General features: G+C 74.8%; 19 protein-coding genes. 14 read left to right on the forward strand and 5 right to left on the reverse strand.

What is annotated here, in order from left to right; all coding sequences use genetic code 11:
* The first annotated feature begins 103 nt into the window (after positions 1-103).
* From deoC to FB558_RS10015, 3 genes are read left to right on the forward strand one after another with little or no spacing between them, the layout of a single operon-like run.
* Positions 104-1,078, forward strand: a complete 975-nt coding sequence (gene deoC / locus FB558_RS10005; RefSeq protein ID WP_142050750.1) for a deoxyribose-phosphate aldolase — start codon at positions 104-106, stop codon at positions 1,076-1,078.
* Positions 1,078-2,511: an aldehyde dehydrogenase family protein gene (locus FB558_RS10010; protein ID WP_142050753.1), complete on the forward strand. Its 1,434-nt coding sequence runs from the start codon at positions 1,078-1,080 to the stop codon at positions 2,509-2,511. Before deoC ends, FB558_RS10010 begins: the two co-directional genes overlap by 1 nt.
* A gap of 21 nt (positions 2,512-2,532) precedes the next feature.
* Positions 2,533-3,642: an LLM class flavin-dependent oxidoreductase gene (locus tag FB558_RS10015; protein ID WP_142050756.1), complete on the forward strand. Its 1,110-nt coding sequence runs from the start codon at positions 2,533-2,535 to the stop codon at positions 3,640-3,642.
* 67 nt (positions 3,643-3,709) lie between these two features.
* On the opposite strand, the gene FB558_RS10020 is transcribed toward FB558_RS10015, so the two are convergent.
* The gene (locus FB558_RS10020) at positions 3,710-4,555 is read right to left on the reverse strand and encodes a helix-turn-helix domain-containing protein (RefSeq protein ID WP_142050759.1); all 846 of its coding nucleotides are present in this window, start codon (positions 4,553-4,555) and stop codon (positions 3,710-3,712) included.
* An 85-nt stretch (positions 4,556-4,640) separates the two neighbouring features.
* A complete protein-coding gene (locus tag FB558_RS10025) occupies positions 4,641-5,150 on the reverse strand; it encodes an NUDIX hydrolase (RefSeq protein WP_211366260.1) in 510 nt (169 codons plus the stop codon).
* 86 nt (positions 5,151-5,236) lie between these two features.
* On the opposite strand from FB558_RS10025, the gene FB558_RS10030 reads away from it, so the two are divergent.
* From FB558_RS10030 to FB558_RS10060, 7 genes are all read left to right on the forward strand, one after another.
* Entirely contained in the window at positions 5,237-5,731 is a 495-nt protein-coding gene (locus FB558_RS10030; RefSeq protein WP_142050764.1) for a pyridoxamine 5'-phosphate oxidase family protein, read from the forward strand.
* A gap of 300 nt (positions 5,732-6,031) precedes the next feature.
* Positions 6,032-6,955 carry a hypothetical protein gene (locus FB558_RS10035; protein WP_142050767.1) on the forward strand — a complete coding sequence of 308 codons (924 nt, stop codon included), beginning with the start codon at positions 6,032-6,034 and terminating at the stop codon, positions 6,953-6,955.
* A 224-nt stretch (positions 6,956-7,179) separates the two neighbouring features.
* A complete protein-coding gene (locus FB558_RS10040; RefSeq protein WP_142050770.1) occupies positions 7,180-7,764 on the forward strand; it encodes an NADPH-dependent FMN reductase in 585 nt (194 codons plus the stop codon).
* A gap of 70 nt (positions 7,765-7,834) precedes the next feature.
* Positions 7,835-9,184 carry an MFS transporter gene (locus tag FB558_RS10045; RefSeq protein ID WP_246106347.1) on the forward strand — a complete coding sequence of 450 codons (1,350 nt, stop codon included), beginning with the start codon at positions 7,835-7,837 and terminating at the stop codon, positions 9,182-9,184.
* Positions 9,181-11,961, forward strand: coding sequence for a helix-turn-helix transcriptional regulator (locus tag FB558_RS10050; protein WP_246106348.1), 2,781 nt, complete (start codon positions 9,181-9,183; stop codon positions 11,959-11,961). The genes FB558_RS10045 and FB558_RS10050 overlap by 4 nt, the downstream gene beginning before the upstream one ends.
* A gap of 65 nt (positions 11,962-12,026) precedes the next feature.
* Positions 12,027-12,896 (forward strand): aldehyde dehydrogenase family protein, encoded by an 870-nt coding sequence (locus tag FB558_RS10055; protein ID WP_142050773.1) that lies wholly within the window; start codon positions 12,027-12,029, stop codon positions 12,894-12,896.
* Positions 12,897-12,921: 25 nt separating this feature from the next.
* On the forward strand, positions 12,922-14,136 hold the full coding sequence (locus FB558_RS10060; protein WP_142050776.1) for a primosomal protein: 1,215 nt from the start codon (positions 12,922-12,924) through the stop codon (positions 14,134-14,136).
* Between the two features lie 106 nt (positions 14,137-14,242).
* Here the strand turns inward: FB558_RS10060 and FB558_RS10065 are convergent, their stop codons facing one another.
* Together FB558_RS10065 and FB558_RS10070 are read right to left on the reverse strand one after the other, a co-directional pair.
* Complete coding sequence (locus FB558_RS10065; RefSeq protein ID WP_142050779.1) at positions 14,243-14,887, reverse strand: response regulator transcription factor; 645 nt, start codon at positions 14,885-14,887, stop codon at positions 14,243-14,245.
* Positions 14,884-16,089, reverse strand: a complete 1,206-nt coding sequence (locus FB558_RS10070) for a sensor histidine kinase (RefSeq protein ID WP_142050782.1) — start codon at positions 16,087-16,089, stop codon at positions 14,884-14,886. The genes FB558_RS10065 and FB558_RS10070 overlap by 4 nt, the downstream gene beginning before the upstream one ends.
* Before the next feature lie 131 nt (positions 16,090-16,220).
* Here FB558_RS10070 and FB558_RS10075 point away from each other — a divergent pair, with 131 nt between their 5' ends.
* Positions 16,221-17,696, forward strand: coding sequence for a glycosyltransferase family 39 protein (locus FB558_RS10075; RefSeq protein ID WP_142050785.1), 1,476 nt, complete (start codon positions 16,221-16,223; stop codon positions 17,694-17,696).
* Position 17,697: 1 nt separating this feature from the next.
* On the opposite strand, the gene FB558_RS10080 is transcribed toward FB558_RS10075, so the two are convergent.
* Positions 17,698-18,786: an adenosine deaminase gene (locus FB558_RS10080; RefSeq protein WP_142050789.1), complete on the reverse strand. Its 1,089-nt coding sequence runs from the start codon at positions 18,784-18,786 to the stop codon at positions 17,698-17,700.
* 167 nt (positions 18,787-18,953) lie between these two features.
* Here FB558_RS10080 and FB558_RS10085 point away from each other — a divergent pair, with 167 nt between their 5' ends.
* The 3 genes from FB558_RS10085 to FB558_RS10095 all read left to right on the forward strand — a co-directional run bounded on the left by FB558_RS10085 (position 18,954) and on the right by FB558_RS10095 (position 21,959).
* Positions 18,954-20,000, forward strand: coding sequence for a PA containing protein (locus FB558_RS10085; protein ID WP_142050792.1), 1,047 nt, complete (start codon positions 18,954-18,956; stop codon positions 19,998-20,000).
* Positions 20,001-20,410: 410 nt separating this feature from the next.
* Entirely contained in the window at positions 20,411-20,851 is a 441-nt protein-coding gene (locus FB558_RS10090) for a hypothetical protein (RefSeq protein ID WP_142050795.1), read from the forward strand.
* 73 nt (positions 20,852-20,924) lie between these two features.
* Positions 20,925-21,959, forward strand: coding sequence for a hypothetical protein (locus FB558_RS10095; RefSeq protein WP_142050798.1), 1,035 nt, complete (start codon positions 20,925-20,927; stop codon positions 21,957-21,959).
* Positions 21,960-22,235: the final 276 nt, after the last annotated feature.

Here is a 22,235-nt window from a genome sequence, read left to right on the forward strand (position 1 = left end):
CGAACACCAGCAGCGCTCCGCTCCGGCGGCTCGCTGTCCGACCATCGACAGCTCCGACGGTTCGACCGCGTTCTCCGGCCGCGTGCGCACCTAGACTCGCCGCGTGACCACGACCGTTCCCGCCCCGCGCACCGCAGGCCGCGACGGGCACTTCGCGGACGCGGTGCGCGACGACGCCTCGCTGCGGCGTTTCCTGCACGGCCTGCCCGGCGTCGACCACGTGGGCGTCGAGCGGCGCGCGGCGACGCTCGCCACCCGCTCCATCAAGAAGGAGTCGAAGCTCCAGGCGCTGGACATGGCGATCTCCATGATCGACCTGACCACCCTGGAGGGCGCCGACACACCGGGCAAGGTGCGGTCGCTGTGCGCCCAGGCCCGCCGGCCCGACCCCGACCACCCGGAGGTGCCGTCGGTCGCGGCCGTCTGCGTCTACCCCGACCTGGCCGGTGTCGCCGTCGAGGCCCTGCGCGGCTCCGGGATCGCGGTCGCGGCGGTGGCCACGGCGTTCCCGTCGGGCCGGTCGTCGCGGGCGGTCAAGCTCGCCGACACCGCGCTGGCCGTCGAGGCGGGCGCGTCCGAGATCGACATGGTGATCGACCGCGGCGCGTTCCTCACCGGCCGCTACGGCGCGGTCCTCGACGAGATCGTCGCGGTGAAGCAGGCGTGCGGGAAGGCGCACCTCAAGGTCATCCTCGAGACCGGCGAGCTCGCGGGCTACGACGACGTGCGCCGCGCGTCCTGGCTCGCGCTGCTGGCAGGCGCCGACGTCGTCAAGACCTCCACCGGCAAGGTCTCCCCCGCCGCCACGCTGCCCGTGGTGCAGGTGATGCTGCAGGCCGTGCGCGACTGGCACCGCGCCACCGGCGAGCACCGCGGCGTCAAGGCGGCGGGTGGGATCCGCACCGCCAAGGACGCGGTCCGCCACCTCGTGGCCGTCAACGAGGTCGCCGGGCCCGCATGGCTCACGCCCGAGCTGTTCCGGTTCGGAGCGTCGTCGCTGCTCGGGGACCTCCTGCGGCAGCGACGCACCCAGCTCGAGGGCCACTACACCGACCGCGACCACATCGGAGGGGCCTGATGCCGGACTGGACCTACGCGCCCGCCCCGGAGTCCGCGGCGCTCGCGAACCTCAAGCCGGCCTACCGCCCGTTCGTCGACGGCGAGTTCGTCGACGGCGGCGGCGAGCCGCTGAAGACGCTGAACCCGGCCACCGAGGAGGTGCTCGCCGAGGTCGGGACGGCGAGCACCGAGGACGTCGACCGCGCCGTCGCCGCGGCCCGCCGGGCGTACGAGCAGGTCTGGGGGCCGATGCCGGGCGCGGAGCGCGCCAAGTACCTGTTCCGGATCGCGCGGGTGGTGGCCGAGCGCGCCCGCGAGCTCGCCGTGCTGGAGACGCTCGACAACGGGAAACCGATCCGCGAGGCGCGTGACGTCGACGTGCCCACGGCGTCCGCGCACCTGTTCCACCACGCGGGCTGGGCCGACAAGCTCGGCCACGTGGGCCTCGGACCCGACCCGCGGCCCGTCGGCGTCGTCGGCGCCGTGATCCCGTGGAACTTCCCGCTGCTGATGGCCGCCTGGAAGATCGCGCCCGCGCTGGCCTGCGGCAACACCGTCGTGCTCAAGCCGGCCGAGACCACCCCGCTCACCGCGCTCGTGCTGGCCGAGATCGCCGCGGACGCCGGGCTCCCGCCGGGCGTGCTCAACGTGCTGCCGGGGGCGGGCGACGTCGGCGCCGGGCTCGTGGGCCACGACGGCCTGGACAAGGTCGCGTTCACCGGCTCCACCGACGTCGGCAAGGAGATCCAGCGGCGCCTCGCGGGCACCGGCCGCCGGCTCACCCTGGAGCTGGGCGGCAAGGCCGCCAACATCGTCTACGACGACGCGCCGCTCGACCAGGCCGTCGACGGCGTCGTCGACGGGATCTTCTTCAACCAGGGGCACGTCTGCTGCGCGGGCTCGCGGCTGCTCGTGCAGGAGTCGATCGAGGAGGAGTTCACCGAGCTCCTGCGCGCCCGGATCGAGACCCTGCGCGTGGGCGACCCGCTGGACAAGAACACCGACGTCGGAGCGATCAACTCCCGCCCCCAGCTGGACCGGATCACCGAGCTCGCGGCCGCGGGCGACGCCGAGGGCGCGCGCCGCTGGACGAGCTCGTGCCCGCTGCCCGAGCGGGGCCTGTTCTTCCCGCCCACGGTGTTCTCGCGCGTCGAGCAGACGATGCGGGTGGCCCGCGAGGAGATCTTCGGCCCGGTGCTGTCGGTGCTCACCTTCCGCACGCCCGACGAGGCCGTGGCGAAGGCGAACAACACGCCCTACGGCCTGTCGGCGGGCATCTGGACGGAGAAGGGTTCCAAGGCCATGTGGACGGCGCAACGCGTGCGGGCCGGGGTGGTGTGGACGAACACGTTCAACCGCTTCGACCCGACGGCGCCGTTCGGCGGCTACCGGGAGTCCGGCTTCGGGCGCGAGGGCGGACGCGCCGGGCTGGAGGCCTACCTCACGGCCTGACCCGTGCGGTGGGATGGGGCGATGGACAACACGCTCGTCGACGGCCGGGACTTCAAGCTGGGGCTGTTCTCCCCGAACTGCGCCGGCGGGCTGGCCGTCACGAAGATCCCGGAGCGGTGGCGCGCGACCTGGCCGGACAACCTGCGCCTCGCCCGCCTCGCCGACGACGTGGGCATCGACTTCATCCTGCCGATCGCGCGCTGGATCGGCTACGGCGGCGAGACGAACTTCCACGACGGCGTGCTCGAACCGATCCCCTGGGCCTCCGCGCTGCTGGCGAGCACGCGCCGGGTGGTCGTCTTCGCCACCGTGCACACCGCGTTCAACCACCCCGTCGTCAGCGCGAAGCAGCTGGCCACCATCGACCAGGTCGCCGGAGGGCGCGCCGGCGTGAACATCGTCGCGGGCTGGAACCAGCCGGAGTACGAGGCGATGGGCGTGCCGCTGCCGTCCGAGCACGACGACCGCTACGCCATGGCGCAGGAGTGGTGGGACCACGTCCGCACCCTGTGGACCCGCGAGGGTCGCTACGAACTGGAGGGCCGGTTCTTCGCGCTGAAGGGCGTGGAGTCGAAGCCGAAGCCGGTGCACGGCACGCTGCCGGTGCTGAACGCCGGCTCCAGCAGGCAGGGCCGCGCCTTCGCCGCCCGCAACGCCGACTTCGTGTTCACGATCATCGGCGATTCCGCGGACGGGGCGCGGGTCGTCGCGGAGCTGACCTCCGCCGCGCGCTCCGGGTACGGCCGCGAGGTCGGGGTGATGTCCCCTGCCCACGTGGTGTGCCGCCCCACCCGTGCCGAGGCGCGGGAGTACCTGCACTACTACGCCGAGGAGAACGCGGACTGGGACGCGGTGGACAACCTGATGCGGCTGCAGGGCATGCACGCGCAGTCGTTCACCCCGGAGATGCTGGCGTCGTTCCGCTCCCGGTTCGCGGCCGGGCACGGCACGTGCCCGCTGATCGGCACCCCCGACGACGTCGCCGACGAGATCGAGCACTACGCGAAGGCCGGCCTGGCCGGCATGACGCTGTCGTTCGTGGACTACGTCGGCGAGTTGGAGCAGTTCGCGGCGGAGGTCATCCCGCGGTTGGAGGCGAAGGGGATCCGGGTGCCGCGGGCGGAGCCGTAGACATCGGGGCGCGGCCTCCGCCGGTCTGCGTTCGCGCCACCCCGCGGTGCGCGTGATGTCCAGTCCGCTACGTCTCGGCGGCCACCCGCTGGATCAGCGCCACCGACTCGTCGGACGTCAGCGCGATGGCGTAGAGCCGGTCGAACCGAGCAGCAGCCCTCGCGACGTCGCTCTCCTTGTCCGTCCGGACCGAACCGAAGGGGTGTTCGACGTAGGCGATGTCCGGTGCGCCGATACCGGCGAACGAGAGCAGCGTGAACCCCGCCGCCATCGCCGAGGCGGCCCCGAGGCCGGCAGGCAGGACACGAAGTGTCACGCGGTCGATCCCGGCGGACGCGACGAGGTGCGCGCACTGCGCCCGCATCACGTCCGGCCCGCCGACGGGGCGCCGCAGCACGGCCTCGTCGACGAGGGCGATCAACGTCAGGGGATCGTCGTCGCGGACCAGTCGCTGCTGGCGCACGGTGCGAGCCGCCACAGCGTTGCTGAGCTCCGACGGGGCGTACGGTCGCAGCCGACTCGTGAAGATCGCCTTGGCGTAGTCCGGGGTCTGCAGCAACCCCGGCACGAACCCGATCGTCACGTCACGTACCGAGGTCGCCTCGGCCTCCAGCGGGACGTAGCCCGTGTCGTCCAGTCCGTAGGCCCGCCACCAGCCCTTCCGCGCCACAGCGCGGGTGAGCTCGATCAGCTCCGTCCACCGCTCGCCGCCGACCTCGTAGAGGTCGAGCATCGAGCGCACACCGTGCACGTCGATGCCCTGGTGGCCGTTCTCGATGCGGCTCAGCTTGCTGCTCGACCAGTCCAGGGCGGGCGCGGCGACCTCCAGCGACAGCCCCGCCTGCTCCCGCAGCTCCCGCAGGACGCGGCCGAGCTGCATCCGCCGCACGACGGCTCCGTTCCGTCCGGTCACGGCGCTCCGCTCCCACTCGACGACGCACGGTGATCGAGGGGAGTCTGCCAGGTGGGCGGCCGGATGTGGGCTGCCCGGGTTCCGGTCAGTCGACCAGCCGGAGCTGCCCGTCCCACCCGTCGGCGAGCAGGCCGGGCAGCAGCTCGGCGAGCTGCAGCGGGTAGACCGTCTCGCCGGTGGCCGCCAAGTCGTCCGCGCTCCACCACCGGTGCCCGCGCACGGTGCGGTTCTCCAGCTCGGTGAAGCCGGCCGTGTCGACCACGACGGCGTCGGTGAGGGCGGTGAGGAAGAACCACTCCTCGCTGTCGTACTCCACGCCCTCGAACGAGAACCGGACGCGGCGCAGCCACACCGGACCGAGCATCCGATCCGCCGCCACCCGCATGCCGGTCTCCTCGCGCAGCTCGCGCAGGGCGCCGTCGAGCAGCTCCTCCCCCGGTTCCAGCCCGCCGCCCGCGGTGAACCAGAACGTCGCGTCGGGGACGTGCGGGTCGACGCCCTGGAACAGCAGCAGCCGCTGCTCCGCGTCGACGAGCAGGACGCGCGCGGCCACCCGCACGCCGGACCGGATCTGCGCATCGGGGAGCGACTCCACACCCCTGAACCTACGACCCGGACAATGTCGAGGACGTGGGGTCGGCCCCGTCCCACCCCTGCAGGCCCCGCGACGAGGAGGACGGCATGGACCGCGACCAGGTCATCGAGGTGCTGGAGAGGCCGATCGCGCAGCGGCTGCTGGGGTCGGGCATCCCGGCGAGGCTCGCCTACACGGGTCTGGACGGCGGGCCGCGGGTCGTACCCGTCGCGTTCTGGTGGACCGGTGCGGAGATCGTGGTGTGCTCACTGCCGACCATGGCGAAGGTGCCCGCCCTGCGGCGCGACCCCCGCGTCGCGGTCACCATCGACACCCAGGGCGAGTGGCCGCCACGAGTGCTGCTCGTCCGCGGGACGGCGCGGATCGAGCACGTGGACGGGGTGCCGGACGAGTACGTCGCGGCGTCGCGCAAGATCACCCCGGCCGAGGTGTTCCCGGAGTGGGAAACCGGCGTCCGCGCGCTGTACGACGAGATGGTCCGCATCCGGGTGGAGCCGGAGTGGGCCAGGCTGCTGGACTTCGAGACCACGATCCCGCAGGCCGTCGAGGACCTGGTCCGGGCCAAGTCGGGACAGGGCTGACGAGGGGACCCCGGCGAGGGAGCGGCCCCCGACGACCTCACGACGTTGCGGCACGGCCGCCGCACACACGTCGACGACTCCGCACACGCGCCCGGACATGGGTGCCGGGGTCGGGAGGTGTGTGCGCTGTTCGAGCCCCGCCGCCCCTTCGCGCCCGCCTGCACCCGCACAGACCTCCGCACCGCCGCACAGACCGCCGGACGTGGGTGCGAGGTGCTCGAGGTCTGTGCGGGGCGCGGGCAGACCGCGGGTCGGGCGAAACCGGCCCGCCGGCGACGCGGTCCGGGGCATGCTCCTGCCGTGGAGCTGCCCGACATCTACCAGCGGAAGGCGTTGCGCCTCGAGGGGTTCGGCGACGACGAGGTGCAGCGGATGCTGCGGGCAGGCCACCTCACAGCGGTCCGTCGCGGGAGCTACGTCCTCGGCGCCGCGCCGGATGACCCCGACAGCCGCCACGCCTTGCAGGTGCGGGCCGAGCTCGCGCACCTCGCCGACGGGGCCGTCGCCAGCCACGCCTCGGCCGCGGTGCTCCACCGCCTGCCGACGTGGGGGATGCGGCTCCAGCGCGTGCACGTCACCCGGAACTGGCGTACCGGAGGCCGCACGGGACGCGGGCTGCACCTCCACACCGCGCCCTTGCACCCCGACGACATCGATCTCGTCGACGGCCTGCCGGTCACCTCGGTCGCGCGCACGGTCGTGGACCTGGCGCGCACCCTGCCGTTCGAGGCGGCCCTCGTGGTCGCCGACGCGGCGCTGCACGCCCTGATCAACGATCCGGAGCAACTGGCTGCGCTCCGGACCGCACTCGCCGAGGTCCTCGCGCGCGCGGCGGGCTGGCGCGGGTGCCCGGCCGCCCGCCGCGTCGTCGCCTTCGCCGACGAGCGCAGCGGCAGCGTCGGGGAGTCGCGCAGCCGGGTCGCGATGGCGCGGGCGGGGTTGCCGGTGCCCGTGCTGCAGTGGGAGGTGTTCGGGGGCGCGGGCTGGATCGGAACCGTGGACTTCGGCTGGCCGGAGAAGCGGACGATCGGCGAGTTCGACGGGAAGGAGAAGTACGGCCGCCTCCTGCGGCCCGGGCAGAGCCCGGCCGACGCGGTCTACGCGGAGAAGCGCCGCGAGGACGCGCTGCGCGCGGAGAACCTGTCGATGGTCCGATGGGGCTGGGACGCGCTGGCGGACTTCGGCCCGACGGCGTCCCGCCTCCGGACCTTCCTGCGCGACTGACACCCCGGGCTAGGCGGATGCGGCCACACACACCTCCACGGCGTCGCACCCATGTCCCACCGCATGTGCGACGGCGCGGAGGTCTGTGCGGCCTGCCCCGCGGGTGCGGGAGGAGCGGGCCGAGCAGCGCACGCGCCTCCCTGCCCCCGCCGGTCACCTGACGGATTCGGGCGAGCCCCTCCCGTTCCTAGCGTCGGTGCTCCGATCGACGAGAGGAGCACACGATGGATGCCACACCCCTGCGGCTTGCGGTCGTCATCGCCAGCACCCGGGAGGGCCGGTTCGGACCGACCGTCGCGAGCTGGTTCACCGAGCAGGCGCGCCGGCGCGCCGATCTGGACCTCGACGTGCTGGACCTGGCCGAGGCCGGCCTGCCCGATCGGCTCACCGGCTACGGGGCACCGGTGCCCGCACCGGTCACCGCCGTCACGCCCCGGCTCGCGGCGGCGGACGCGTTCGTGGTGGTGACGCCCGAGTACAACCACAGCTACCCGGCGCCGGTGAAGACGCTCATCGACTGGCACCTGGCGGAGTGGCAGGCCAAGCCCGTGGGCTTCGTGTCCTACGGCGGGATGTCCGGTGGCCTGCGGGCCGTCGAGCACCTGCGGGGCGTCTTCGCCGAGGTGCACGCGGTGACGGTGCGCGACACCGTCAGCTTCCACGGCGCGTGGGACCGCTTCGGGCCCGACGCCCGACCCGTCGACGCCGCGGAGTGCTCGGCGGCCGCGAAGGCGATGCTCGACCAGCTCACCTGGTGGGCGCACGCCCTGCGCGACGCCCGCGCGGCACGGCCGTACGTCGAGTCGTGAGTTCCTTGACCTGCACTCAACTACAACTCTTACGGTCGGTGCGACCGGTACCGGACGGAAGGGAACGAGCATGGCGACGGAGGCGGTAGCCCCGCAGCGGACGAACTGGGCTCCGGTGATGGCCCTCGGCCTCGCCATGCTGGTGGTCACCTCGGAGATGACCATCGCGGCGGTGACGCTGCCCGGGATCGGCGCCGACCTCGCGGTCTCGCCGTCGGCGACGGCGTGGGTGCTGCTCGCCTACGCGCTGCCGATGGCGGCGGTCGCCATCCCGGCCGGGCGCTGGGCCGACCGCGCGGACGTGCGGGCGGCGTTCGCCCTCGCGATGATCGGGATCGGGGTCGCGAGCGTCGTCGTGGCGCTCGCCCCTGCGTTCTGGGTCGTGGTCGCCGGGCGGCTGCTGCAGGGCGCGGCGGGCGCGCTGGTCGTCGCGGTCTACATGCCGATCATCACCACCAGCGTGCGGCGCGAGCAGCGCGGCCGGGCGATCGGCTTCGTCATCACGATCATGACGGTGGGCGCGATGGCAGCCGTGCCGCTCGCCGGGCTCGTGGCCGGGGGGTTCGGCTGGCGCGCCGTCTTCCTCGTGAAACTGCCGCTGGTGGCCGCGGTGCTGTGGGTCGGGCTGCGGACGGTCGCGCGGCTGGCGGACCGCGGCCTGCCGGTACCCGAGGCGCCCCTGGTGCGCGAGACGCTGTTGCTGGGCGGGGCGGTCGCCGCCCTGCTGCTCACCTTCGAGGAGGTGGACGCGCGCCCGGTCGTCGCGGTCGGGCTGGGTGCGGGCGCGGTCGCGCTGGCGTTCTGGTGGTCCCGGCTGGCGGCGTCCCGCCCGGTGCTGGCCCTCGTGCGCGCCCCGGCGTTCGGGGTCCCGCTGCTCTCCCTGCTGGCGAACGCCTTCACCGGTGGGCTGGTCGGGTTCCTGCTGCCCTACTACGTCGCGGACGTGCTGGGCGGGGGCCCGGACCTGACCGGCGTCGCACTGCTGTTCTTCGTCGGGGCGATGGCCCCGCTCTCGGCCGTGGCCGGCGCGCTGGCCGACCGGCTCGGGACCCGGCTCGTCGCGGTCGTCGGCGGGGCCGTGACCGTGGTGGCGATGCTGCTGATGCTCACGCTGGACGCCGACGCGGGGCTCGCGGACCTGGCCTGGCGGCTCGTCGTGCTCGGGATCGGTGCGGCGCTCTACAACCCGGCGATCAACGCCGCGATGCTCGCGGGGGCCCCTGCGGGGTCGGAGGGGGTGGCGGGCGGCGTCGGCATGACGGTCCGGACAATCGCGATGACCGTCGCCCCCGCCGCGTCCGCGCTCACCTGGACGCTCAGCGGTGGTGGCGTGGCCGGCTTCCGCAACGGAGCCACGACCATCACCGTCGCGGTGGGTCTGGGGCTGCTGGTCCTGCTGGTCCCGGTGCGGCGCTCGTGAACCGCGCACCGACGACGGCACCGCCGCTGCACGGCCGCGCCGTCGAGCTCGCGACGGTCGAACGGCTGCTGGCCGCCGCCCGTACCGGCCGCAGCGCGGCGCTCGTGGTGCGCGGCGAGGCCGGCATCGGCAAGTCCGCGCTGCTCGCGTACGCGACGGCAGCGGCCACGGGGATGCGCGTGCTCGCGCAGACCGGCGTCGAGACGGAGGCCGAGCTGCCGTACGCCGCGCTGCACGCGCTGCTCCGCAGCGCAGGCGCGGAGCTGGACGGCCTGCCCGATGCCCAGGCGGACGCGCTGCGCGTCGCGCTCGGGTTGGCCGCGGGCCCGCCACCGGACCGGTTCCTCGTCGGCCTCGCGGTGCTCACCCTGCTCGCCGAGCTGGCCGCCGACCGGCCCGTGCTCTGCGTGCTCGACGACGCGCACTGGATCGACCGGGCGTCGGCGCAGGTGCTGCTGTTCGCGGCGCGCCGGCTGGGCAACGAGGCGGTGGTGGTGCTCGTCGCCGCGCGCACCGGACTCGCCCCGGACTTCCCCGCGCCGGGGCTGCCGGAGCTCACGCTCTCCCGCCTGGACGACGCCGCGGCCCGCGCGATGCTCGACGCCGAGGCGGGCGACCTGCCGCGGCGCGTCCGCGACCAGTTGCTGCGCGAGGCCGCGGGCAACCCGCTCGCCCTGCGCGAGCTGCCCGCCGCGCACCGCGCCGGCCGCGCGCCGGTGTACCCGCTCGCGCCTCCGGAGGCCGGGCGGGGCGGGGTCGCGCCGACGGGCAGCCCGGTCGAGCGGGAGTTCGCCGCCCGCATCGCTGCGCTCCCGGCGGCCGCCCGCACCGCCCTGCTGGTCGCCGCCGCCGACGGCACGTGCGACACGGGCGTGGTGCTCGCCGCCGCCGAGCGGCTCGGGGCCACCCCGGCCGACCTCGAGGTGCTGGAGCGGGAACGGCTGCTGACGTTCACCAGCGGGTGCATGGGCTTCCACCACCCGCTGATCCGCACCGCCGTCTACGGCGCGGCGACGCTGCCGGCCAAGCGCGCCGCGCACGCCGCGCTGGCCGAGGTGCTCGACGAACGGCGCGAGCACGACCGGCGCAACTGGCACCTCGCGGCATCCAGCTTCGGTCCCGACGAGCGGGTGGCGACCGCGCTGGAGGAGAGCGCCGTGCGCGCCCGCGAGCGGGGCAGCCACGAGGCGGTCGCGGCCGCCTACGAGCGGGCGGCCGCGCTCACCGCGCCCGGCCCGGAGTGGGTGCGCCGGATGGTCGCGGGGACGGAGGCGGCCGCGGAGGTCGGGCACCGCGAGTGGGTGGGCAGGCTGATCGGGTCCACGACGCCGCACGCGCGGGACCCGGCGCACCGGGCCCGCCTGGCGCTCGTGGAGGCCCGGCTCGCCGACGAGGCCGACGAACCCGAGCTGACCCACCGGCTGCTGCTCGACGCGGTCGGGCCTGCGGCGTCCGCGGCGCCCCGGCTGGCGAACGAGATGCTGCTGTGGGCGGTGGAGGCGGGGTGGTCGGCACGGGACCGCGGGATGGTCGAGCGCGTGCTCGCCGTGGCCGAGGACCTGGACCTGCCCGACCGCGCCCACCTGCGCGCCCACGTCGCGATGGCGACGGCGCAGCTCGAGGACGACCCGGACGTCCCGCTGCCGCCCGCGCGGGTGGCGCTGGCCGAGGTCGCCGGCTGCCAGGGCCCGGGGGCGCCGCGCCCGACGGCCAGCCTCGCCGGGTGGCACCTCGTCACGGGCGACGATGCCGCCGCGCTGGCTTTGGCGGCCGCCGCCGAGCGCGAGAGCCGCGCGACGGGCGCACTCGGCGCGCTGCCGCGCGTGCTGTCCGCGCTCGCGGCGAGCCGCTGGCACCTGGGGCACTGGAACGACGCCGCCGCCGCGGCCGCCGACGGGCTCTCGATCGCGCGGGACATCGGGCAGGACCGGGCCGTCGGCGGGCTCGTCGTGGTCCAGGCGCACCTGGCCGCGGCCACCGGTGACGAGGTGGGGCTCGCCGCCGCACTGGCCGAGGTCGACGGGCGGCGTCCGACGGCGGCCTCGGCGGGGACCGCCGCGTCCGCCCGCGGCCTGCTCGATCTCGGCGCCGGGCGATTCGACGTCGCGGCCGACCGGCTCGCGGAGGCGGTGGCCGGCCCCGGGCGGCCGCGGGCGCTGCCCGGGCTGGTGGAGGCGGCGGTCCGGGCCGGACGGCCCGAACAGGCCCGCGCGGCCGCGCGGCGGTTCACGCGTTGGGCCGAGCACACGGGGCAGGCGTGGGCGCGGGCGGTCGCGCTGCGTTGCCGGGCCCTCGTGGCGCCGGACGACGCCGCAGAGGCCCTGTTCGCCGAGGCCGTCGCCCTGCACCGGCTCGACGGCGCCCACCTCTTCGCCCGCGCCCGCACCGAACTGCTGCTCGGCGAGTGGCTGCGGCGGGCCCGCCGGCGCAGCGAGGCCCGCGCCCCGCTGCGTACGGCCGCGGACGCGTTCGCCGAGCTGGGAGCGCGACCGTGGGCCGAGCGCGCGCACGCGGAGCTGCGCGCCACCGGCGAGACCCGGGCCACGACCGCGCCGGACTGCGGCGCCCTCGCCGAGCTCACGCCGCAGGAGCTGCAGGTCGTGCGGCTGGCGGCGGCCGGCCTGTCCAACCGCGACATCGGCGCGCAGCTGTTCCTGTCCCCGCGGACCGTCGGCTACCACCTGTACAAGGCCTTCCCGAAGCTCGGCGTGGCCTCCCGCGCACAACTGCCCGGGGGATGGCCTCCGCTCCGCTCCGGCGGGCTCGCGGGCCCGTGAGACGCCGCCTCCGCTCGTCCTCGCAGACCGGCGCCCGCCCGCGCACCGTGTCGTAGCCTGCCCCCGTGACCACCGACCGGCTCGCCGTCGCCAAGACCTACAAGCTCTACGTCGGCGGCGCGTTCCCGCGCTCGGAGTCCGGCCGCACCTACCCCGTCACCGACGCGGGCGGCACGCTGCTCGCGCATGCGGCTCTGGCCTCGCGCAAGGACGTGCGCGACGCGGTGTCCGCCGCGCGGTCCGCGTTCGCCGGCTGGTCCGGCGCCACCGCCTACAACCGCGGGCAGGTGCTCTACCGCGTGGCCGAGATGCTGCAGGGGCGCCACGCGCAGTTCGTCGACGACGTCGTGGCCGCCGAGGGCCTGCCCCGGGAGCGGGCCACCGCCGTCGTGGACGCCGCGATCGACCGGTGGGTCTGGTACGCGGGGTGGACCGACAAGATCGCCACCGTGCTCGGCTCGGTGAACCCGGTGGCCGGGCCGCTGGTCAACTGGTCCACCCCGGAGCCCACCGGCGTCGTCGGGGTGCTGGCGCCGCAGGGGTCGTCGCTGCTCGGGCTCGTCGACGTCCTCGCGCCGGTGCTCGCCACCGGGTGCACGGCCGTCGTCGTCGCCGCGCAGGAGCGCCCGCTGCCCGCGGTCGAGCTGGCCGAGGTGCTCGCCACGTCCGACCTGCCCGGCGGTGTGGCCAACGTGCTCACCGGACGCACCGCGGAGCTGGCGCCGTGGCTGGCCGCGCACGGCGAGGTGCAGGCCCTGGACCTGGTGGGAGCGCCCGCGGAGATCGCCGCCGACCTGGAGCGGGCCGCGGCCGAGGGCGTCAAGCGCGTGCTGCCGCGCCCCGCCGCAGAACCCGATCCGACGCGCACCCCGGGCATCGAGCGGCTGCGCGCCTTCACCGAGCTCAAGACGGTGTGGCACCCCGTGGGCCGCTGAGCTGCCACTCTCCTAGGCTTCCCCCGTGGCCAGCGACATCGTCCCGATCCAGCTCTCGCTCACCGACGGCGACCTCGTCACGCTGTGGGCCCCGCGGTGGCGTGAGGACGGCGAGGAGTGGGAGGCCTTCCTCGGCGACGACGACGCGTTGTTCGCCTTCCCGGAGGTCACCCAGCTCGCGGCGTTCGTCCGCACCGCCACCGAGCACGACCTCGTCGACCACCCCGCGTGGTCGGTGGTGCCCGACCTCACCGTGGCCGAGCTGACACCCGAGGAGACCCAGCGCTACGACATCGTCGGCGTCCCCGAGATCGTGGCGGAGGACCCCGACACGTGGACGGTCGGCGAGCTCGCCGAGATCGCGGAGATGGTGCGCTCGATCGCCGACGTCTGCGAGCTCGACACCGTCAACGACGTGCTCGACGCCGCCCCGGCGTTCGCGCTGCTGCGCCAGGGCACGCTGCCCTTCGCCGGTCGCGAGGGCATGCGGCTGTGGACCCAGCTCGTCGAGACGATCGCGCGGCGCTGGGACGAGGTGATCGACGCGCTCGACGACCTCGTGGCGACGCCCGACGTCGACGCCGCGGCGCTGGCGGCGGCCGAGAAGGAGGTCGAGGTCCTCGACGACGCCGACGAGCCGACCGTCACCGAGGCCGACGAGGACGGCGCCGACGACGAGGACGAGCCCGGCTTCTGGGAGGAGGTCGGCATCGACCCCGTCCGGATCACCACGCGCGACGGCGACCACTACACGCTGCGCTGCTACCTCGACGACCGGCCGGTGTTCCTCGGGTCCGACGGCCGGATCGACGTGTTCCGCTCGGAGCGCGCCCTCGCCCGCTGGCTCGGCGAGGACGGGGCCGAGGGCCACGACCTCGTGACGGCCTCGACGTGGCCGGAGATCGTCGAGCGGGCCGGGGTGGGCGAGCTGGAGGTCGTGGTCGACGACCTCAACGCCTACACCCTCACCGGCCTGGCCGACGACCTCGCCGAGGGTCCCTCCGCGGTCGACGGGTCGCAGCTGGAGCTCGCGGCGGAGCTGCTGCTCGACGTGGGCGACTGGGCGGACGACGACGAGCCGCGGCGCGCTCTCGCCGAGTCGCAGGCGCTGGGCTGGCTGGTCTCCTTCGTCACCCGGCCCGACCCCACCCGCCTCGCCCCGAGCCCGCCGTTCGACGCGGAGTCCGCCCGGTTCCGCGAGCTGGTGGACGACCTGGTGGCACGCTTCCGCAGCCACTAGCGCACCTTGGAGCCTTACTGCTGAATCCGGGCCCCCGAAAAGCGCACCTTGGCTCCAAGGTGCGGAATTGGGGGGCCTGTGGGAGCAGTACGGCTCCAAGGTGGGTTCAGAGGCCGGCCTCCCGGGCCAGCAGGCCCAGCTGCGTGCGGTTGCTGCAGCCCAGCTTGTCCAGCGCGTTCGAGACGTAGCCCTTCACCGTGGCCTCGGTGAGGTGCAGCCTGCCCGCGATCTCGGCGTTGGAGCGGCCTTCCCCCAGCAGCGCGACGACCTCGCGCTCCCGCTCGGTCAGCGGCGCGAGGCGGGCCGTGGCCCGGCGGCGGCTCGCGTGCGCGTCGCTCGAGCGCTCCACCAGCCGCCGCGCCGCCGAGCGTGACAGCACCGTGTGCCCCTGCGCCGCCACCCGCACGAGGTCGACGAGCTCGTCGGGCGGGGTGGACTTGAGCAGGTAGCCCGCCGCTCCCGCCCGCAGGGCGCGGTGCACGTGCTCGTCGCCGTCGAAGGTGGTGAGCGCGACGACGGGCGGCGGGTCGGGCAGGGCGGCGATCCGGGTCGTCGCCGTGATCCCGTCGACGCCGGGCATGCGCAGGTCCATCAGCACGACGTCGGGGGCGTGCAGCACGACGGCCTCCACGGCCTCGGCGCCGTCGGCGGCCGTCGCCACGACCTCCATCCCGGGGGCCGCGCCGAGGATCGTGCGCAGGTGCGCGCCGACCATCGGCTCGTCGTCGACGACGAGCACGCGCACCGTCACGACGTCACCACCGGGATCTCCGCTCGGACCGCGAACCCGCCGTCCGGACGCGCGCCCGCCCGCAGCGTGCCACCGATGACCTCGACGCGCTCCCGCAGCCCGCGCAGCCCGCTCCCCGAGCCGCTGGCGACGAGCACGGCGTCGGCCGTCGCCGCGGTGTTCGACACCGCCACCGTCACGAGCTCGGCGCCGTAGCGCACCTCGACGTGCACCCGGCCGCCGGGCGCGTGCTTGTGCACGTTGGTCAACGCCTCCTGCACCACGCGGTGGGCCGTGCGCAGGACGGCGGGCGGCACGGCGTCGGCGTCCCCGGCCCGGTCCAGCCGCACGTCGACGCCCGCGGCGACCGAGGCGTCGACGAGCTCGGACAGGTCCGCGCGCGGCGCGGGCGGACCGACCGGCGGCGACTCCCCCGTCCGCTCCCCGCCGAACACCCCCACCAGGTCGCGCAGCTCGTCCAGCGCCTGCATGCCCGCGTCGCGCAGCCCTTCCGCGGCCCGCCGGGTGGCGTCGTCGCGGGCCGTGACCTCGAGCGCCCCCGCCTGCAGCACCATGAGGCTCACCCGGTGGGTGACGACGTCGTGCATCTCGGACGCGAGCCGCCGCCGTTCCTCTGCGCGGGCCTGCTCGGCGAGCAGGTGCTGCTCCCGGTCGGTGCGCTCCGCGCGCTCCCGCAGGTTCGCCATCAGGGTGCGCCGGGCCACCAGGTAGCGGCCCAGCAGCGCGGGGAACGCGGTGACCAGCAGGCCGAGCGAGACCGTCAGCAGTGAGGGGTCCCACGGCCGCGTCGCGAGCACCGTGAGGACCCCGACCAGCACCCAGGTGGAGCGCCGGTTGTGCACCTGGACGGCCGTGGCCACCACGAGCGGGGTCACGGACGGGGTGAGCGGGTCGCCGGTGAGCACGGGGGTCGCGACGAGCAGGCCCGGGCTGACGAGCTCGCTCACCTGCAGGGCCAGCGCACCGGCGATCGTCAGGCTCGTCACCAGGACCGGGGCGCGGAGGATCGCGAGCGCGGCCAGGTCGAGCACGAGCCGCAACGCGAGGCCGGCCCACGGACCGGCCGCACCGGTGGTGCGGGATCCCAGCGCGAACACCAGCACGTCGAGGCCGGCGAAGAGCAGCACCCCGCCGACGAGGATCGCGATCCCCACTTTCCGGTGGATCGTGGAGGCAGGTCCCGCCTCCGCATGCGGCTGCACCCGGCCACCGTATCCGGGCCCCGGCCTGCCGATCACCGTCTCGGGACGGGGGCGGGCACCCACTTTCGTCGGACTCCCGGCCGTCCCCCGGCGCTGGTGCGCGAGGGCGGCGGACCGGTTGCATCACGACCATGACCACCGTCCAGAACGCCGGAGCGGCGATGCGGGCCCGGCACGCTCCGCCGTTCGCCCGCGGCCCCGTCCTGGCGATCACCGCGGCCGTCGCGGTGGCCCACCTCGCCGCGAGCCTCGGGAAGGGCTACTGGTTCGACGAGGTGTACATGCTCGCGATCGGCCGCAACCACCTCGACTGGGGTTCGGCCGACCAGCCCCCGCTCACGCCGCTGCTCGCCGCGCTGGCCGACGCGCTCGCCCCCGGCTCGATCGTCGTGCTGCGCCTGCCTGCCGTCCTCGCCACCGCCGCGGCGGTGCTCGTCGCGGCGCTGGTCGCGCGCGAGGTCGGCGGCGACCGCCGCGCGCAGACGATCACCGCCGCCGCGCAGGCCACCACCCTCTGGATCACGCTGTCGGGGCACTGGCTCACCCCCTACACGCTCGAGCCCGTCCAGTGGCTGGTGCTGGTCTGGCTGGTGGTCCGCTGGATCCGGGTGCGCGACGACCGGCTGCTGCTCGCGCTCGGCGCCGCCGCCGGCATCGCCGCCCAGACGAAGTTCCAGGTCCTGCTGCTGTGTGCGGTGCTGCTGCTCGCGGTGCTGGTCTGCGGGCCACGGGAGCTGCTGCGCCGCCCGCTGCTGTGGGTCGGCGCCGGGATCGGGGTGCTGATCGCGCTGCCGACACTGGTCTGGCAGGCCGTCCACGGGTGGCCACAGCTGCAGATGGGCGCCGTGGTCGCGGCGGAGGCCGACGCGCTCTACGGCGGGCGGACGGGCGTGGCCGTCCTGCTCGTGGTCTGCGCGGGCATCGCCGGAACCGTCCTGGGGGCCTACGGTCTGTGGCGCCTGCTGCGCGCCGATGAGATGCGCTCCTACCGCTTCCTCGCCGTCACCTTCCTCGTGCTCTACGCCTTCTTCGTCGTGACCGTCGGGCGTCCCTACTACCTGGGCGGGTTCTACGCGGTCCTCGCCGCCGCAGGTGCCGTCGGGCTGCAACGGCGCCGGGAGGCAGGCCGGCGCCGGTGGAGGTGGGTCGTGTGGCCGGCCTTCGCGCTGAGCGCCGCGGCCGCCGGGGTGATGCTGTCGACGTCGCTGGACGCCGTGGCCGAGTCCGACGACGCCGGCGGGCGCATCGCGCGGAGCGCGGCCGCCGCCTACCGGGCCCTGCCGCCCGCCGAGCGGGAGGACACCGTGCTGGTGGCGCAGTCCTACATCGTCGCCGCCTACCTCGACGGCTACTCGACCGAGTACGGGCTGCCCGAGGCGCACAGCGGCAACCGGGGCTACGGCTGGTTCCCCCCGCCGCCCGAGACCGCCGGCACCGCGCTCTACGTCGGCACGTCGCCGGACGACGTGCGGCCCTGGTTCCGCGAGGTCCGCCGCGTGGACGACGGCGGGCCGGACGCGCGGGAGTCGAGCGTGTGGCTGTGCAGCGGGCGGCTGGAGCCGTGGGCCGAGATCTGGCCGCGGTTGCGCAGCCTCACGGTCGGGTGAATCAGGCTGTGAGCGCGGCGTAACCGGGCTTGATGACGTCGTTGATCAGCGCCAGCCGCTCGTCGAAGCCGAGGAAGGCCGACTTCATCGCGTTGACGGTGAACCACTGCAGGTCGCCCCAGCCGTACCCGAACGTGTCGACGAGCGCCGTGAGCTCGCTGGTCATCGACACGTCCGACATCAGCCGGTTGTCGGTGTTGACGGTGACCCGGAACCGCAGCCGGGTCAGCAGCCCGATGGGGTGCTCGGCCAGCGACGGCGCCGCACCCGTGTGCACGTTGGAGGTCGGGCACATCTCCAGCGGGATCCGCTTGTCCCGCACGTACGCCGCGAGCAGCCCCAACCGGGGCGTTCCGTCGGCACCGAGGGTGATGTCGTCGACGATCCGGACGCCGTGGCCCAGCCGGTCGGCACCGCACCACTGCAGCGCCTCCCAGATCGAGGGCAGCCCGAACGCCTCGCCCGCGTGGATCGTGAAGTGGGCGTTCTGCTGGCGGACGTACTCGAACGCGTCGAGGTGGCGGGTGGGCGGGAACCCGGCCTCGGCGCCCGCGATGTCGAACCCGACCACGCCCAGGTCCCGGTAACGCACGGCCAGCTCGGCGATCTCCCGCGACCGCGCCGCGTGGCGCATGGCGGTGAGCAGGCAACCCACCCGGATCCGCCGGCCGCGCTCCGCGGCGCGCGCCGCGCCGACCCGGAAGCCCTCCAGCACCGCCTCCACCACGGCGTCGAGCGCCAGCCCGGCCTCGACGTGCAGCTCCGGCGCGAACCGGACCTCCGCGTACACGACGCCGTCGTCCGCGAGGTCCTCGGCGCACTCCGCGGCGACCCGCACGAGCGCGTCGGCGGTCTGCATCACCCCGACCGTGTGCCCGAACGTCTCCAGGTAGCGCACCAGCGAACCCGAGTGCGCGGCGGCGAGGAACCACGCGCCCAGCTCGCGCGCGTCCGTGCTGGGCAGGTCCCCGTACCCCGACGCGTCGGCGAGCTCCACCACCGTGGACGGCCGCAGGCCGCCGTCGAGGTGGTCGTGCAACAGCACCTTGGGCGCGTCGCGGATGGTGTCGACGGTCAGCGGCGCAGGCACCCGGTCACGCTAGAACATGCGCCCTGACGTGCGATCTTCGGGCGCCGAATGCTGCTCCGATCGGGCGATGGAACCTGGAACAGGGAGTCGCGGACGGGTGACGGATCGCGGTCGCTACCCTCATTCCGCACCACCCGATGTCCGGCTCAGAGGAAGCTCCCCGCCCCATGAGCAATGACTCCACGCTCTCGTTCGACCGCATGCGCGGAATGCTGATGCGCGCTGCGGAGATCCGCGACAGCGAGCAGCAGCAGATCTTCGACTCGCTCGACGAGATCCACGCTCGCCTCGCGGCGCTGGACGCCCTCGGCACGGTGCGCAAGCGCCTCACCGAGCTTCCCGATCGCACCGAGGTCAGCGTCCTCGCCGAGCGGCTCGACGAGACGGTCGCCAAGCTCGACGCGCAGGACGCCGCCATCGCGTCCGTGCTGCGCGCGGTGGAGGCGATGCCGGACAAGATGGCGAAGCCGATCGCCCAGCTCGACGGCCGCCTCGACGGCATGGCCGGCCGCCTGGAGGGCGTCTCGGGCCGGATGGACGGTCTCGACGACCGCCTCGGCGGCCTGCACAAGCGCCTCGACGACCTCGACGGCCGCCTCGACCGGCACGAGATGCGCCTCGACGCGATGCCGTCCTCGGTCGGCGCGCCGATCAAGGAGCGCATCGACGGGATCGACCGCACCGTCCGCGAGTACCTCGACAACGCCGTCCGGTCGGTGGACGAGTCCGGCGAGGGCCTGCGCAACCTGCTCGGCGACACGAGCATCGGCCTGCACCGCCGCCTCGAGGACCTGGCAGCGCGTCCTGCCGTGGACCCGACGGAGCCGCTGAACGGCCTCGAGCAGCGGCTCGAGGCGCTCGCCGCTCGCCTGGAGGCGCTCGAGGAGGGCATGGCCGGGCGACTGGGCACCCTCGGCGGCACGCTCGACGAGCGGCTCGGCAAGCTCGACGCCGCGCTCGTCGAGCGTCCCGACGCCACCGCGCTGCGCTCGCTCGTCGAGCGGGCCAACTCGGAGTCGGAGCGGCGCAACGCGGGTCAGCTCGACGAGGCGATGGCCACCTTCGCGGAGCTGATCCTCGGCCGCGGGCCGTCGACGCAGATGCCGCCGCCCCCGCCGCGCCAGACCCCGCGCCGGCAGCGCAGCAAGGTCACGGTGAAGAGCCCGAACGGTGCGTCGTCCCACGACACCGTCACCGACGACCCGGACGACTGACACCGTCCCGACCTCCACGAGACCCCCGGTACCCGCAGGTACCGGGGGTCTCGTCGTGTGAGCACGCGCTGCCGCGCCGGTGCGACGGCACACGTCGACGTCCCCTGGGACGCGCCGGGTCGCTGCGTGGTTGCGCGGGAGTGAGCATTTCCGCTCTTTCTCCCCCGAGGTAACGGACACGTAACGCAGTCGAATGCATACGCAGAGCGATCAAGACTCGGCGTGTCGCTCGCTCTCCGTATAACCCAGCGTGTGCGTACGGGTACGGAGAGCACTGGATCGAGGCGCGGAGAGCGCTCACTTCGATCCCGTCCGAGTGGCCCGAGATCACCGTTGCTAACTTGCTGTCGCCGGTTGATCACGCACCGCCACTCGACCGGGTTTCCCGTTCACTCGGAGGAGGACTCCCCATGCACCGCAAGCCGAACACCCTCGCCGTCACCGTGCGTCGCGCCGTCGCCGTCGCGGCGCTCGTGCTGCCGCTGAGCGTCGCCGCAGCCGGCCTCGCGCAGGCCGGTGAACACGAGCGCGACCGCGACTGCGACGGCCACAGCGCCGCGCAGGACGGCGGGCTGGCCGACCTGGGGATCGAGTCGTCCCCGGCCCTCAACCTGGGCGGCATCCTGAACGACGGCCCCGTCGCGCAGCAGAACGGCCGCAGCGACTCGTCGAACTCCGGGATCCTGCAGTCCGGGTGCGGCGACCACGAGGCGTTCCAGGCGGGCGACCTGGTCGAAGGCAGCCTCGAGGCGAACCCGCAGCTCAACCTCGGCGGGATCCTCTCCGGCGGCGCCGTCCAGCAGGGCAACGCCGACCACGACAGCTCGAACTCCGGGATCGTGCAGGACTGACTCCCCGCTGACTCCGTCGGGTGGCGGCCCCGTGCCCGGGGCCGCCACCCGCTCCCCGACCAGGAGGACCGAGATGCGGGACGCACGACAGCTCGTCCGGGTGGGCCTGCGGGTGGGCGCCGCCGGGCTGGCGGCGCTGCCCCTCACCGCTGCCGCGGCCACCGCGGCGCACGCCGACGACGCCACCACCGCGGACGAGCACGCGCTCGGCACCGCCCTGGACCAGCACCCCGGGACCACGGCACCGGACCCCGGGCAGGACAGCTTCCTCGCCGCGGACCTGGTCGCAGGCGTGCTGGCCTCCACCGACCCGCTCGACGCCCCGGACGCCGACGCGGCCCGGGACACCGACATCGCCGCGGACACGTCCGCCGACCCCGACGCGACGGACACCGACACCGGCGCCGAGACCGACACCGTGGCGGCCGACGACACCATCGGCCGCCCGGAGGATGGCGCAGTCGGTGGCGCCGAGGCCGCGGAGGTCGACGTGGACCCGGGCGTCGCCGGACCTTCGACGACCCCGGATGTCGACACGACCAGCAGTCCCGCCGGCACCCCCCGCGCAGGGTCGGGCGCCCACGCGGGCACCGGCACCGCCACCACGGACGCGCGGGGAGGCGGGCACGGGCCCGACGGAGCTCCGGCCGAGCGCCCGGGCGTCGACAGCCCGGGCACGCTCGCGCCAGGACGGCCGCACGCACCGGACGCGACCACGGCCCCGGACTCGCTCCCGACCCCGGGATCGCAGCATGCGAGCAGGGGCGTGCCGGACGCCGGCGCCGGCGCCTCGGGCACCGAGACGTCAGGTGCGGGTGCTCAGGACGCAGCCGAGGACGGGGCGTCGCGAGGCGGCGCCACAGGCAGGCCCGGGGCTCACCGGGCGGAGCCCGAGCCACCCCGCGGCCCCCTGACCGCCCTGGTCGACGGGCTCGTCGGCCCGACCGGACTCCTCGGCGGCGACGGTCTCCTCGCGGGCCTGGTCGGAGGCGTGTTCGACGGCCCGCTCCTGGCCGTGGACGCGGAGGTGAGCCCCCAGGTCCAGGTCGGCGGCATCCTGTCCGGCGGCCCGGTGACCCAGAGCACGACGAGGACCGCCCAGCACTGAGATCGTGCACAGCCGGCAGCACGCCGCCGGCTGCTGCTGAGCTCCGCATGACGAACGGCACTCTCGTCGGTACCTAGCCGACGAATGTGCCGTTCGTCATGCGGATCCCTTTTCCGGAGCCCGTGAGTCAGCCGCCCCACCGCGCGACGGGGGGACGGGTGATCACCGGACGGCGCGGGATCGGTCACCCGCTGCCGTACCTGCACGGCCGAGCTTCCGTCGATGACGCGAGGCCGGCCGACGTCCGCGCCCGCCGGCCGCCCGACGACCTTCGGC

The sequence above is a fragment of the Pseudonocardia kunmingensis genome (assembly GCF_006716445.1).
Classification (GTDB): Bacteria; Actinomycetota; Actinomycetes; order Mycobacteriales; family Pseudonocardiaceae; genus Pseudonocardia; species Pseudonocardia kunmingensis.